Origin of the sequence: Bacillus sp. ATD (genome assembly GCF_050585765.1) — a bacterium.
Classification (GTDB): Bacteria; Bacillota; Bacilli; order Bacillales; family Bacillaceae; genus Bacillus; species Bacillus stercoris.
Genome location: NZ_JBOBQH010000001.1, coordinates 215,113 through 229,304 on the forward strand (window position 1 = coordinate 215,113; position 14,192 = coordinate 229,304).

A 14,192-nucleotide genomic window follows, 5' to 3' on the forward strand; every position below is an offset into this window, starting at 1 on the left:
AAAGATTTTGTCAGGAGGGATAGCGATGAAAAAAGGACGCGTTAGCCAGGTATTAGGACCGGTCGTCGACGTGCGTTTTGAAGACGGTCACTTGCCTGAAATTTATAATGCGATTAAAATTTCACAGCCAGCTGCAAGTGAAAACGAAGTAGGTATTGATTTAACGCTTGAGGTCGCTCTTCATTTAGGCGATGATACAGTACGTACAATCGCAATGGCATCTACGGATGGTGTTCAGCGCGGTATGGAAGCTGTAGATACAGGAGCGCCAATCTCAGTACCGGTTGGTGATGTAACACTCGGACGTGTATTTAACGTTCTTGGAGAAAATATTGATTTGAATGAGCCGGTTCCTGCGGATGCGAAAAAGGATCCGATTCACAGACAGGCGCCATCATTCGATCAGCTTTCAACAGAAGTTGAAATTCTTGAAACAGGTATAAAAGTTGTTGACTTGCTTGCTCCTTATATTAAGGGCGGTAAAATCGGATTGTTCGGCGGTGCCGGTGTAGGTAAAACCGTATTAATCCAGGAATTAATCAACAACATCGCGCAAGAGCATGGCGGTATCTCTGTATTCGCCGGCGTAGGAGAGCGTACTCGTGAAGGGAACGACCTTTTCTATGAAATGAGTGACTCTGGCGTAATCAACAAAACAGCCATGGTATTCGGACAAATGAACGAGCCGCCGGGCGCACGTATGCGTGTTGCTTTGACAGGCCTAACAATGGCTGAGCACTTCCGTGATGTACAAGGACAGGACGTACTGTTCTTCATCGATAACATTTTCCGTTTCACACAAGCGGGTTCTGAGGTTTCAGCCCTTCTTGGCCGTATGCCTTCAGCGGTTGGTTATCAGCCGACGCTTGCAACTGAAATGGGTCAGCTCCAAGAGCGTATCACGTCTACGAACGTTGGATCAGTTACATCTATCCAGGCGATCTACGTGCCTGCCGATGACTACACTGACCCAGCGCCGGCGACAACGTTCGCTCACTTGGATGCGACAACAAACCTTGAGCGTAAATTAACTGAAATGGGTATTTACCCTGCGGTTGATCCGTTGGCATCTACATCACGCGCCCTTGCTCCTGAAATTGTTGGAGAAGAGCATTATGCTGTTGCACGTGAAGTACAGTCAACGCTTCAGCGTTACAAAGAGCTTCAAGATATCATTGCGATTCTCGGTATGGATGAATTAAGTGATGAAGACAAGCTTGTCGTTCAACGCGCACGCCGTATCCAGTTCTTCCTTTCTCAAAACTTCCACGTGGCTGAACAGTTCACTGGACAAAAAGGTTCTTACGTGCCTGTAAAAGAGACGGTACAAGGCTTCAAAGAAATCTTAGCCGGTAAATACGACCATCTTCCAGAAGATGCGTTCCGTCTTGTAGGCCGTATCGAAGAAGTTGTTGAGAAAGCAAAAGAAATGGGTGTAGAAGTTTAATCTGGTCCTAGGAGGGTAAAAGCATGAAGACCGTTAAAGTCAATATCGTTACTCCCGACGGCCCAGTATACGATGCGGATATCGAAATGGTGAGTGTGAGAGCCGAAAGCGGCGATCTCGGTATTTTGCCAGGTCATATTCCAACCGTGGCTCCTCTTAAAATCGGCGCTGTCCGTCTGAAAAAAGACGGACAGACTGAAATGGTTGCCGTCAGCGGCGGATTTGTAGAAGTCCGTCCTGATCAGGTCACCATCCTAGCCCAGGCTGCCGAGACAGCGGAAGGCATCGATAAAGAGCGCGCTGAAGCTGCACGCCAGCGGGCGCAGGAGCGTTTGAATTCTCAATCAGATGATACTGACATTCGTCGGGCTGAGCTTGCGTTACAGCGGGCTTTGAACAGATTGGATGTAGCAGGGAAATAAGAAAAAAATCCTTCTCTTTATGAGAAGGATTTTTTTTATGAACGCACTAGAGAATCAAACAGCGACAGCAGCGGGCGATTCTCTTTTTGGCGCAAGTATAAACCATCACAGGTATTCATGGTATTCCACGATTTGCGATGTCTTCTAAAGCCCAGTGTATAAGCGCCGTCTTTATACGGATAAGGTTTTACAACCCATTCAGCATCTTCATGGTGGGCAATCACGCAATCTATAAGATAAACACTGATCATTTTCTCGAATTCTTCAATAGGAAGATTCCAATCAGCAAGCAAAAGCTCTTGTATACTTTGAAAATAGAGGTTTTCCAGCTCTTCAAGGCTTTCTCTCGTATAGGTAAGAGAAATGTTAAAAAACTGACACAATTCATTCAGTTCTTCAATCTGTGACTGTCTATAATCATAATAGAATGCAATTGCTTCCCATTCCTGTTCAAAAATTGGCAGGTCCTCACCATATTGCTTTTCAGGCTGAAAAAAAGAATGATTCACATTTGCCAGCTCCTTTCCAATAAAGTATATCATGTAAAAGAATCACACTTTAAGTGGGGGTTAGCCCTAGATTTGGCTGATTATTCCGTTCTGTATAAAATGTATCATCTTTATCTGCGCTTCTTATATAATAAGAAAGGGTATGAGCGCAGAGAAAGGAGTGTAATAGATGAGTGTATTGGGACAGCAGGCTGCAATCGGCATTGTCGTTCACCTGATTTTTATAGCAGTGACTTGGTGGGCGCTGCAAGCCGTCAATATAGATCCGTTAATCAAAAAAGGCAAAGTCGTGCAGGCAAGACTCCTGATGATTTTGCTGACAATCGCTATTGGAACGGCGGTTGCGAATTTCTTTTTAGATTACCTCAATTATTCACAGCAGCTTCCCTATCTATTTTAATAGGTTTTGACTATCGTCATCATGGGAATGGTTGGAGGAAGCGGGGTTGAAGCTATAGCTCGAGTTTTGACGAAGATTTTTACGTATGGCGCCTCTTGCCTCCGGTAAAACTGGGGATAAGGGGGAGAGATAAACATGAAGAAAAAACAAGTAAGCCACGCCATTATGATTTCCGTCATGTTAAGCTTCGTCATTGCTGTTTTCCATACCATTCATGCGAGTGAATTAACGCCGTTGGCACAAATAGCAGAGGGGATGGAACGCCAAGATGTGTCAATAGATAAGTGGACATTGCATGCAAAACAAAACATGTCACTGACCGAAAAAGAATTTGATCAAAAAGTGCAACGTTTAAAATCAGAGTATCGTCAATATGATTGGACGATTGCACAGGAAGATAAAGTCGTAAAGGCAATTGGCACATATACTGACAAAAAAAATCGCACTTCTTTTAGACTGCAGCTTGTCACAACCCTCAAAAAACACAACCCAACTTCGTATTTATTATATGAGCAAATGAGTCTTGAGACACCGGATAGCTGGAATGATACATATGAACAGTTTGAACGGGAGACACTTGGGATATTCCAAGAAAAAGTAGTTATTTTTACTTGTCTAAATGGTCATTTAGATGATAATATGAATATTGTTTTGCAAAAAAAAGCAAATCAGTTATTAAATGAATTTCAAGCAAGATCAGTAGAACATGTAGTTGAGCCAAATTTCGTTTCTATTTCTGCGTTTACAGATGAGTGGGAAGAGTACATTATGACCTCGAAACATAAGATGAATTTGCAAATTGCACTTAGAAGTGCAGGAATGGGCGGAAAACATACCGTTACGGTTGGCACACCAATCGTTACGACTGAATATTAATATAGAGAATTTAGGGACGCGGAGGGGAATACCTTGGAAAAAATCATCGTCCGCGGCGGTCAGAAGTTAAACGGCACAGTCAAAGTTGAAGGCGCTAAAAATGCCGTTTTACCTGTTATCGCTGCATCTTTATTAGCAAGTGAAGAAAAAAGCGTAATTTGTGATGTACCTACGCTCTCCGATGTATATACAATTAACGAAGTGTTGCGTCATTTAGGAGCAGATGTGCATTTTGAGAATAATGAAGTGACTGTGAATGCTTCATACGCTTTGCAAACTGAAGCACCTTTTGAATATGTTCGTAAAATGCGTGCGTCTGTGCTTGTCATGGGGCCGCTTCTTGCGCGTACAGGTCATGCAAGAGTTGCGCTTCCGGGTGGATGCGCAATTGGTTCCAGACCGATTGATCAGCATTTAAAAGGTTTTGAAGCAATGGGCGCAGAAATCAAAGTCGGTAATGGCTTCATTGAAGCTGAAGTAAAAGGCCGACTGCAAGGCGCAAAAATTTATCTGGACTTCCCAAGTGTAGGAGCTACAGAGAACCTGATTATGGCAGCTGCTTTAGCTGAAGGAACAACAACGCTGGAAAACGTGGCAAAAGAACCCGAAATCGTTGATTTAGCAAACTATATCAACGGCATGGGCGGAAAAATCCGCGGAGCTGGCACCGGCACCATCAAAATTGAAGGAGTCGAAAAGCTTCACGGCGTAAAACACCATATTATTCCTGACCGTATTGAAGCGGGCACATTTATGGTTGCTGCTGCAATCACTGAAGGAAACGTATTAGTAAAAGGAGCGGTTCCTGAGCACCTCACCTCTTTAATCGCAAAAATGGAAGAGATGGGTGTAACAATTAAGGATGAAGGTGAAGGCCTGCGTGTCATCGGCCCGAAAGAACTTAAACCGATTGACATCAAAACAATGCCTCACCCAGGCTTCCCGACTGATATGCAGTCACAAATGATGGCGCTTCTGCTTCGTGCAAGCGGCACAAGCATGATTACAGAAACCGTTTTTGAAAACCGTTTTATGCATGCGGAAGAATTCCGCCGTATGAATGGTGATATCAAGATTGAAGGACGTTCTGTCATCATTAACGGTCCTGTACAGCTTCAGGGAGCTGAAGTTGCAGCGACTGATTTGCGTGCAGGTGCAGCGCTGATTCTTGCGGGGTTAGTGGCTGAAGGTCACACACGTGTTACTGAACTGAAGCACTTAGACCGCGGTTACGTTGATTTCCATAAGAAGCTTGCTGGTCTGGGCGCAGACATCGAACGTGTAAATGATGAGTCTGCTTCTGAGCAAGAGAATAAAGAAGTCGTTTCTGACTTAAATGCATAAACTTACTTGAAAATCAGTATGTCACTCTGGCATACTGGTTTTTTATTTTTTGTGTATTATCATCATTATGCGCAAAATAGCAAAAAAGAATACGTAAATGACAAATAAAGTTTCTGTCCAAAACGAGAGTCATATTAGCTTGTCCCTGCCCATAGACTAGACTAGAGTCGAATCCCGAGCAGGAGGCAGCTGAATATGAAACAATTCGCAATCACACTATCCGTACTATGTGCATTGATTCTCTTGGTTCCCACCCTTTTGGTTATACCGTTCCAGCATAATAAGGAAGCGGGGGCCAGTGTAGAATCAGAAAAGACAGCAGTCAGCACGAAACCAGCATCGAAAGGAGCAGAAACATTGAAAGCATCACCTGTTTCTATTCCCGTCTATCGAACCGCAAATCAATCCGTAGAAAACATTCCGCTTGAAGAGTATGTGATTGGAGTCGTCGCCTCCGAAATGCCGGCAACCTTTAAACCTGAAGCGCTGAAAGCCCAGGCCCTCGCCGCCAGAACATTTATTGTCAGACTGATGGTGTCAAATTCAGCGGTTGAGGCCCCTAAAGGTTCACTGGTGGATGATACACAGATGTTCCAGGTGTATAAAAACAAAGCGGAGCTAAAAAAGCAGTGGGGCACAAGCTATGAAGCAAAACTGAAGAAAATCACAGATGCGGTTGCCAGTACGCAAGGCAAAATCCTAACGTACAACAACCAGCCGATTGAAGCCTCCTTTTTCTCCACAAGCAATGGCTACACAGAGAATGCAGAAGCTTATTGGACAAGTGCTATCCCATATTTAAAAAGCGTCAAAAGCCCATGGGATAAAAAGTCTCCGAAATATAAGTCAACAAAAATCTTTACAGCAGCAGAGTTTGAGCAAAAGCTCGGCGTCAAGCTGGATGGGTCTAGCGCAGTAGGAAGGATTACCGGAGAGACACCGGGCCACCAGGTCGCAACAGCCGTCATTAACGGCAAGACGCTGAAAGGAAGAGACATACGTGAAAAGCTGGGTCTCAACTCCGCCGATTTTGATTGGAAGCGAAATGGAGACACAATTACAGTTACGACGAGAGGATTTGGCCACGGTGTAGGAATGAGCCAATATGGAGCGAATTTTATGGCGAAAGAAGGAAAAACGGTTGATGACATCGTGAAGTACTATTATCAGGGCACACAAATTTCTGAGGCCGATTCGTTTTTGAATAAATATATGGCGAAAAAGTAAAAAAGACGCTCATTGAGCGTCTTTTTCTATTCCTGAATGTCTTTTATCTAAGGGCGGTTGAAACGGTTTAGAGGAGCTTCTGACAGTCTTTAAGGACCAGTCCTTTTTTCCTGATTGCAGGTTTTAAGATTGTGGTAAAGTCATCCACATTTGTCGACAGACTTCGACAGACTCATATAACGAAAGCCGAAAGGCGGACAATCTTCTTTTTTCATAGGAGCGTTAGGTGGAAATCACTAATAAAAACATAGGTTTCTATGCAAAAGTAAACAACAGCAATGGGGAAGCCCGCCCTATTTATTTCTCGGTTTTTGTCGATTACGATAGGTTATGTTCAGCGTTGAACATCTGCACGCAGAAACAAATTGGTAAAGGGGTACGAACATGAAGAAAAGATTTTCACTGATCATGATGACGGGATTGTTATTTGGATTAACTTCACCTGCTTTTGCAGCTGAAAAGAAAGAAACGGAGGCTAAAGCTCCTGCGAACGTGGCAGTCTTGCTTGATGCCAGCGGAAGTATGGCGAAAAGAATAGACGGTGTCTCTAAATTTAATTCAGCCAAAAAAGAAATTTCAAAGTTTGCAAGCTCACTGCCAGAAGGAACTCAGGTGAAAATGAGTGTGTTTGGCTCTGAAGGAAACAATAAAAATTCCGGAAAAGTTCAATCATGTGAAGCCATTCGCAACGTATACGGCTTCCAAAGCTTTAACGAGCAAAGCTTCCTCAATTCTCTTAATACAATTGGACCGACTGGCTGGACGCCAATTGCCAAAGCACTGAATGAGGCGAAATCTTCTTTTGACCAGCTTGACGCAAAAGGGGAAAAAGTGGTGTATCTGTTGACAGACGGTGAGGAAACGTGCGGAGGAAATCCGATTAAAACAGCAAAGGAACTGCAAAAAGACAATATCACTGTGAATGTGATCGGTTTTGATTATAAAGAGGGATACAAAGGCCAGCTGAACGCAATTGCGAAAGTAGGCGGCGGTGAATACTTCCCGGCTTATACCCAAAAAGATGTTGAGAAAATTTTCACTCAGCAATCATTGATGTTATCTAAATAAGAAAAAAAGAGGCTGATAGCGGTCAGCCTCTTTTTGGTATGTAACATAATGTTCAAAAGTAATCAGGTATCAGCCTGTAGCATAGTAGCAGATTTCCGTTTTTCTGTGATGATCAAGGCGAAAAAAGAATGAATCATGTCACAATCTGTATATGCTTTTTGGGCGAAAAAGGCTACATATCAACGGCATTTCAAGTGATTTTGAACAGAAAGTGAAAGCAGCACAAAAGGCAGCTTGCCCTATATCTTTTTGCATTTTCATATTCTAGCATAAAGAAGAATCCAACTATAGTTGGAAAATATGATAAAGAAAGGAAGAAAAACATGAAAAAAAAACTGCTGGCTGCCGGCATCATTGGATTGCTGACTGTCTCCTTTGCCTCCCCGTCTTTTGCAGCTGAGAAACAGACTGACACAAATGTAGCTGTTTTGTTTGATGGAAGCGGAAGCATGATTCAAAAAACAGGGGGAGAGCGCAAAATAGACATTGCCAAAAAATCAGTAAAGTCTTTTGCCGAGCTGCTTCCGAAGGATACAAATCTTATGCTTCGCGTTTTCGGACATGCTGGAAACAATAAATTGTCCGGCAAAGCTCTCTCATGCAGCACAACGGAAACCATTTACGGCCTTCATCCATATGAAGGGTCTCTGTTTGACAATTCATTGAGTGAGATCAAGCCGACTGGCTGGACACCGATTGCCAAAGCACTTTCAGATACAAGAAAAGAATTTGAAGCTTTTGACGCTGACGGAAAAAATGTGGTGTACTTAATCACTGACGGTGAAGAAACGTGCGGCGGAGATCCTGCGGCGGAAATCGAAAAGCTTCGTGCATCGAATGTGGACACGATCGTAAATATTATTGGCTTCAACTTTGATGTTAAAGGCAATGAAGAGATGAAACAAGCGGCTGTAGCTGGAGGCGGAGAATACATTTCAGCGAACAGTGCGGATGAGTTTGAACAGGCTTGGGAAAAAGAAGCACAAAAATTTACTGAGTAAGGAATCTAATGATCAGGCGCTCCCCCAGGCGCCTTTTTTTATTGGTTTAAAAACAGCTTGGGCGGGAATGATACCCTTAAAAGGGGTTGAACATATGAAGTTATTAGGAATGATTTTTCTTATAGCCACCGTGGCATTCATACTGATTGGTGTTCTTCTAAAACTGGCAGCCTTCTTTTTTGTCAGCATTCTCACCTTAATCGCAGCTATCGTGCTGTTTACGGTCCTGAGAAAGAATCAGCATAATCAAACATAGAGTCCTTTGTACAGAGGGCTCTTTTTTATGTCTCAGAATTCGACAAAATCCGAGGAGTGTGAAAAAATATAAAGGCAGGAACATTGCGGAGGGGAAGAGACATTGAACGATAAAGCAACTGCGGTCAGGGATGTATGGCGCTATGAACAAGGGGAAATAAGCAAAATAAAAGACCGGATGGTGACGGAATACCCTTTGACAGTGATACTGAATGGCAGTGAATTTGTGACGCTCGTTTGCACGCCTGAGCATATCAAAGAGCTTGTCATCGGATTTCTCGCATCAGAGGGTGTAATACGATTTCAAAAAGAGATTAAAAGGTTTACAATAGATGAAAGTCTCGGTTTTGTTTATGTCGACCTCGTTCATCCTGAGACATTGGATCAAAAGGATTATACGAAACGGGTGATCGGCTCATGCTGCGGAAAGGGCCGTCATTTTTATTTTCAGCAGGATGTCAAAACAGCCAAGACGGCTGTCAGCCAAATCAAGATATCGCCTGATGCATGTCTGGCGCTTATGAAAGACATGCAGCAAAGGAGCGGGACGTTTCAGGAGACGGGAGGCGTCCATAATGCGGCGCTATGCGACACAGAGAAACTGCTGTTGATGCGCACAGATATCGGCCGGCACAACGCACTTGATAAATTATACGGACATTGCCTTCTAAATGGGATGTCCGTCCGTGACAAACTGATTGTGTTCAGCGGCAGAATCTCATCAGAAGTTCTGTTAAAGGCGGCAAAAATCGGCGTGTCGATTGTCATTTCCAAATCGGCCCCGACGGAGCTTGCGATTCAAATGGCGGAAGAATTGAATATCACAGCGATCGGATTTGTCAGAAACGAATCATTTAATGTATATACACACCCTGAGAGAATCGGGGGGTAGGAAGGGGCTGTAGCTATGATTACAGAGTCGCGTCAGATGTTGGATAAGAGAAGCAGACCGCTGAGAGACCTTCGCATTTCTGTTACAGACCGCTGCAACTTCCGATGCACGTACTGTATGCCCGCCGAATTATTCGGTCCGGACTATCCTTTTTTAAAGAAAGAGGAGCTGCTTTCATTTGAGGAGCTGGAACGGCTTGCGACACTTTTTGTCACAAGATTTGGCGTTGAAAAAATCCGCTTGACCGGCGGAGAGCCCCTCATGAGAAAGGATATGCCGGAACTAATCAAAAAACTGGCCCTCATTCCGGGTGTCCGTGATATTGCGATGACGACAAACGGTTCACTGCTGCCTGTTTATGCGGAGAGACTCAAGGAAGCCGGGCTGAAACGGGTTACGATCAGCCTTGATTCTTTAGAGGATGAGCGTTTTAAAAAGATAAACGGGCGCGGCATTTCTGTCAGCAAGGTGCTGGAAGGCATTGAAGCGGCGAAGCAAGCGGGGCTCGGTGTTAAAATCAATATGGTCGTCCAAAAGGGCGTCAATGAAAAAGATATACTGCCAATGGCCCGTTATTTTAAAGAAAAAGGCCATATCCTGAGATTCATTGAATTTATGGACGTAGGCAATACCAACCAATGGGAAAAGAAAGACGTTATGACGAAGGCGGAAATCATAGATTTGATCAATGAACACATGCCGGTTGAGCCGATAGCGCCTAATTATACAGGCGAAGTGGCTTCCAGATTCCGCTACTTGGACGGCTCCGGAGAAATCGGCGTCATCTCATCTGTATCTGATGCGTTCTGCGGATCTTGCAACAGGGCCCGTCTTTCTGCGAGGGGTGAGCTGTTCACCTGTTTATTTGCTTCAAGCGGATTTGACCTCAGAGCTCCGGTTCGGCAGGAATTAAGTGATGACGAACTGTCAGAAATGATCGGCACAGTCTGGAAAAACCGGATCGATCAGTATTCAGTCGATCGTACGCTATCAAAAGCATCAGGCAAAAAGAAAGTGGAAATGTCTTATATTGGCGGTTAATATGAAGTCAAAAGCTTATCGGCGCTGTCCGGTAAGCTTTTTTTATCAAAATCTGAGTGCAAAAAATTCGTATAAAAACCGAAATATATAAGGATAGGCATAAAGAAGGATTCATTGTAAGAAAAATTAATTCCAAAGCCATACATTATGATAAAATATAACCAATTAGAAAATAGAAAGGGTTGGAGGGCATGGCCGCGTACGAGATCCCGTCATCTCAAGTAGGAGTGAAAATCAATAAGTGGTATAAGCACATTTTAGCATTTCAAGTGGCTGATGCCGTAAAGCTGAAGAAAGAAATTGATCAAGACATAGAACAGATGGAAGAGGATCAGCTGCTTCTCTTATATTATCAGCTGATCAGCTACAGGCACCAGATTATGCTGGATTATGTAAAGCCCGACCTGCACGAGGAATCTCAGCTTCAATATCGTGAATTGATCAAAAGGCTGGAAAGCAATCAGGACAGCATCTCCGGATTATCTGAGTATTATTTTCACTTGTTTAGAGGAATGTACGAATTTGAACAGAACAATTACATCTCCGCTATATCCTTTTACCGGAAAGCTGAGAAGATGCTTGCGTTTGTAGAAGATGAAATTGAAAGAGCGGAATTTCATTTTAAGGTGGCGGAAGTCTTTTATATTATGAAGCAGACGCACTTTTCCATGAATCACGCCGTACAGGCGCTGGAGACGTATAAGGCTAATGATTTTTACAGAGTCAGAAGAATTCAATGCCATTTCGTCATATCAGGAAATTACATAGACTACAGAAATTATGAAAAAGCGCTTGAGCATTTGGATGACGCATATCGTCTTGCTTTATTGGAGGGACAGCCCCGTTTGATCGGATCAGCTCTTTATAATATCGGAAATTGCTATGATGACAAGGGGGAGCTGGATCAAGCCGCCGAATACTTTGAAAAAGCGCTTCCTGTCTTCGAGGATTATCAGCTGGAACAGCTTCCAAAAACGCTCTTCAGCCTGACCCGCGTTCTTTTCAAAAAACAAGATGCCGAGGCTGCCATGCACTACTATGAAAAGGGAATTGCCATCGCCAAAAAGCGTAACGACTTCTTCAGTCTGGCAAAATATAAATTTCTGCAGGCCTTATATGTGGAATCTGTCAATTTGGATATGATTCAAGAAGTATTTGATTATATGGAAGAAAAAGGCCTGTACGTATATATTGAAGAATTTGCTTTAGATGCTGCCTCCCATTTCAGTCATCGTGAGCAATATAAAGAAGCGGTGTATTTTTATGAAAAAGCGGTCAGCATGAGAGAGATGATTCAAAGGAACGATTGTTTATATAAAGTATGAAACAAAACCATCTGCCGGCAGATGGTTTTTTTATATGCAAAAAAAAGGGGAGCATCGGAACGTTTATTTCCGGGGAGAACAGGAAAAATCGCTACAGCACTGTTTTTTGTACAAAAGCCGTTTTGGGATGCAGATATACATGATTGATTGAGGGGGAATTCGATGTTTGGTTTCAATGATATGGTGAAGTTTCTATGGTCTTTCCTCATTGTTCTGCCGCTTGTACAGATCATACATGTTTCGGGGCACAGCTTTATGGCCTTTATTTTTGGCGGAAAAGGCTCATTGGATATTGGAATGGGAAAAACACTGCTTAAGATTGGGCCAATACGGTTCAGAACGATTTATTTTATCGATTCTTTTTGCCGATACGGGGATTTGAAGATTGACAATCGATTCTCAAATGCACTCGTGTATGCCGGAGGCTGCTTGTTTAATCTGATTACGATTTTTGCAGTCAATCTGCTGATTATACACAGTGTATTAAAGCCGAATGTGTTTTTCTATCAGTTTGTCTATTTTTCTACGTATTACGTGTTTTTTGCCCTTCTGCCGGTTCGGTATTCAGAGAAGAAGTCATCAGACGGGCTGGCGATATACAAAGTGCTCCGTTACGGAGAGCGCTACGAAATCGATAAATAACATTGGAATGTTTATTGCCTCTCAGATCGGGAAGGTAACAAGTACACACATAAATGAGGGGAGAGAATCAACATGGGTAACGATAGTGTAAAAGACAAAATGAAAGGCGGCTTTAATAAAGCCAAAGGAGAAGTGAAGGATAAAGCCGGAGATATGACTGACAGAACGGACATGAAGGCTGAAGGCAAAAAAGATAAGGCGAAAGGCGAAATCCAAAAGGATATCGGGGAAGCGAAGGATAAATTCTCAGATAAAGATTAATCATACGGAAGAGGCAGGAAACGATATGTTTCTTGTCTTTTTTTGTTCACTTTTTCTGATGTGAATAAATATAACAAAAAAAGCAGCCGATTTGGTCAAAATATCTAAATTTTTAGAATATTATTTGAATTGATGAATCTCTTCTATATAATAATGACATGAGTTGTTAACTTTTGTAACATCACATGACAAAGGGAGGTTCTGAATGAAAAACAAAGGGGTTGGAATACAGGCTGTTTTTCTGTTGTGTCTGATCATGGTGTTGATGGCAGGGTGTGCTACGCCGAAGAAAGTGTCAGAAGCCAGCGGAAGTGCGAAAAAAACAGTTGATATCGACACAAGCGGGGATTCAGTGAAGGTCGGGATTCTTCACTCACTAAGCGGGACAATGGCGATCAGCGAAGTGTCCGTCCATGATGCAGAGTTAATCGCGATTCAAGAAATCAACCAAAAAGGCGGAGTTCTCGGTAAAAAGCTTGAACCCGTCGTGGAAGACGGCGCTTCAGACTGGCCTACATATGCGGAAAAAATGAGAAAGCTGCTTCAGCAAGACAAAGTGGCTGCTGTTTTTGGCGGATGGACATCTGCTAGCCGAAAAGCCATGCTTCCGGTTGTGGAGCAAAACAATGGGCTGCTGTTCTATCCGGTGCAGTACGAAGGAATGGAGACATCACCTAATATTTTTTATACCGGAGCAACGACGAATCAGCAAATTGTGCCGGCTGTCGATTGGCTGCTCAAAAATAAAGGTAAAAAGTTCTTTCTGATCGGATCAGATTACGTGTTCCCGAGAACAGCCAATAAAATCATTAAAGCACAAGTAAAAGCGGACGGAGGAGAAATTGCCGGTGAAGAGTATACGCCGCTAGGCCACACCAATTACAGTACGCTCGTCAGCAAAATCAAAGAAAAACAACCCGATGTCATTTTTAACACATTAAACGGCGACAGCAACGTGGCGTTTTTCAAACAGCTGAAAGATGCGGGGATATCGGCTGATGATATGCCTGTCATGTCGGCAAGTGTCGCTGAGGAAGAAATTAGGGGGATCGGTCCTGATGTGCTAAAAGGACATTATGCGGTGTGGAATTACTTCCAGACAACCAATACGAACGAAAATCAAACATTCGTGAAGAACTATAAAAAAATGAACGGCGATAGCCGGGTGACGAGCGATCCGATTGAAGCCGGCTATAATGCGGTCTATCTCTGGGCAGCGGCAGTTGAAAAAGCCAAGTCCTTTGATGTCGATAAGGTGAAGAAAGCGGCTGACGGGATTTCATTCAAGGCCCCGGGCGGCACAGTGAAAATTGACGGGGATACACAGCATCTCTACAAAACGGTCAGAATCGGGCAAATCACGGGGAATGGACAGTTTAAAGAAGTATGGAACTCAGGTGAACCGGTAAAACCTGATCCATATTTAAAAACGTACGACTGGGCAAAGGGGTTATCTAAATAAATCAAAGCCGTTTGCGGGGG

Annotated in this window: 16 protein-coding genes; 15 read left to right on the forward strand and 1 reads right to left on the reverse strand. The window is 43.3% G+C overall.

The window, feature by feature from the left end:
• Positions 1–25 precede the first annotated feature (25 nt).
• Positions 26–1,447 (forward strand): F0F1 ATP synthase subunit beta, encoded by a 1,422-nt coding sequence (gene atpD / locus ACQXR1_RS01100; protein ID WP_003235764.1) that lies wholly within the window; start codon positions 26–28, stop codon positions 1,445–1,447.
• A 23-nt stretch (positions 1,448–1,470) separates the two neighbouring features.
• On the forward strand, positions 1,471–1,869 hold the full coding sequence (locus tag ACQXR1_RS01105) for a F0F1 ATP synthase subunit epsilon (RefSeq protein WP_014478254.1): 399 nt from the start codon (positions 1,471–1,473) through the stop codon (positions 1,867–1,869).
• A gap of 35 nt (positions 1,870–1,904) precedes the next feature.
• On the opposite strand, the gene ACQXR1_RS01110 is transcribed toward ACQXR1_RS01105, so the two are convergent.
• Positions 1,905–2,378, reverse strand: a complete 474-nt coding sequence (locus ACQXR1_RS01110) for a hypothetical protein (protein ID WP_136653865.1) — start codon at positions 2,376–2,378, stop codon at positions 1,905–1,907.
• 169 nt (positions 2,379–2,547) lie between these two features.
• Here ACQXR1_RS01110 and ACQXR1_RS01115 point away from each other — a divergent pair, with 169 nt between their 5' ends.
• The 13 genes from ACQXR1_RS01115 (at position 2,548) to urtA (ending at position 14,172) form a co-directional block, all read left to right on the forward strand.
• Positions 2,548–2,778 carry a DUF1146 family protein gene (locus ACQXR1_RS01115; protein ID WP_003227691.1) on the forward strand — a complete coding sequence of 77 codons (231 nt, stop codon included), beginning with the start codon at positions 2,548–2,550 and terminating at the stop codon, positions 2,776–2,778.
• Positions 2,779–2,913: 135 nt separating this feature from the next.
• Positions 2,914–3,654 carry a YwmB family TATA-box binding protein gene (locus ACQXR1_RS01120; RefSeq protein WP_040081554.1) on the forward strand — a complete coding sequence of 247 codons (741 nt, stop codon included), beginning with the start codon at positions 2,914–2,916 and terminating at the stop codon, positions 3,652–3,654.
• A 33-nt stretch (positions 3,655–3,687) separates the two neighbouring features.
• On the forward strand, positions 3,688–4,998 hold the full coding sequence (gene murA, locus ACQXR1_RS01125) for a UDP-N-acetylglucosamine 1-carboxyvinyltransferase (RefSeq protein ID WP_014665712.1): 1,311 nt from the start codon (positions 3,688–3,690) through the stop codon (positions 4,996–4,998).
• Between the two features lie 195 nt (positions 4,999–5,193).
• On the forward strand, positions 5,194–6,225 hold the full coding sequence (spoIID, locus tag ACQXR1_RS01130; protein WP_430771578.1) for a stage II sporulation protein D: 1,032 nt from the start codon (positions 5,194–5,196) through the stop codon (positions 6,223–6,225).
• Between the two features lie 384 nt (positions 6,226–6,609).
• Complete coding sequence (locus ACQXR1_RS01135; protein WP_024571497.1) at positions 6,610–7,293, forward strand: vWA domain-containing protein; 684 nt, start codon at positions 6,610–6,612, stop codon at positions 7,291–7,293.
• A 323-nt stretch (positions 7,294–7,616) separates the two neighbouring features.
• Positions 7,617–8,294 carry a vWA domain-containing protein gene (locus ACQXR1_RS01140; RefSeq protein WP_306646987.1) on the forward strand — a complete coding sequence of 226 codons (678 nt, stop codon included), beginning with the start codon at positions 7,617–7,619 and terminating at the stop codon, positions 8,292–8,294.
• Positions 8,295–8,388: 94 nt separating this feature from the next.
• Positions 8,389–8,550, forward strand: coding sequence for a hypothetical protein (locus tag ACQXR1_RS01145; protein WP_014665707.1), 162 nt, complete (start codon positions 8,389–8,391; stop codon positions 8,548–8,550).
• Positions 8,551–8,652: 102 nt separating this feature from the next.
• Positions 8,653–9,441 (forward strand): formate dehydrogenase accessory sulfurtransferase FdhD, encoded by a 789-nt coding sequence (fdhD, locus tag ACQXR1_RS01150; RefSeq protein WP_014665706.1) that lies wholly within the window; start codon positions 8,653–8,655, stop codon positions 9,439–9,441.
• Between the two features lie 15 nt (positions 9,442–9,456).
• A complete protein-coding gene (moaA, locus tag ACQXR1_RS01155; protein WP_430771579.1) occupies positions 9,457–10,482 on the forward strand; it encodes a GTP 3',8-cyclase MoaA in 1,026 nt (341 codons plus the stop codon).
• Positions 10,483–10,673: 191 nt separating this feature from the next.
• Positions 10,674–11,807, forward strand: a complete 1,134-nt coding sequence (gene rapB, locus ACQXR1_RS01160) for a response regulator aspartate phosphatase RapB (protein WP_103031154.1) — start codon at positions 10,674–10,676, stop codon at positions 11,805–11,807.
• 162 nt (positions 11,808–11,969) lie between these two features.
• Positions 11,970–12,449 (forward strand): hypothetical protein, encoded by a 480-nt coding sequence (locus ACQXR1_RS01165; protein ID WP_014665701.1) that lies wholly within the window; start codon positions 11,970–11,972, stop codon positions 12,447–12,449.
• 72 nt (positions 12,450–12,521) lie between these two features.
• Positions 12,522–12,710 carry a CsbD family protein gene (locus tag ACQXR1_RS01170; protein ID WP_014665700.1) on the forward strand — a complete coding sequence of 63 codons (189 nt, stop codon included), beginning with the start codon at positions 12,522–12,524 and terminating at the stop codon, positions 12,708–12,710.
• A gap of 205 nt (positions 12,711–12,915) precedes the next feature.
• Positions 12,916–14,172 carry an urea ABC transporter substrate-binding protein gene (gene urtA, locus ACQXR1_RS01175; protein ID WP_430771580.1) on the forward strand — a complete coding sequence of 419 codons (1,257 nt, stop codon included), beginning with the start codon at positions 12,916–12,918 and terminating at the stop codon, positions 14,170–14,172.
• Positions 14,173–14,192: the final 20 nt, after the last annotated feature.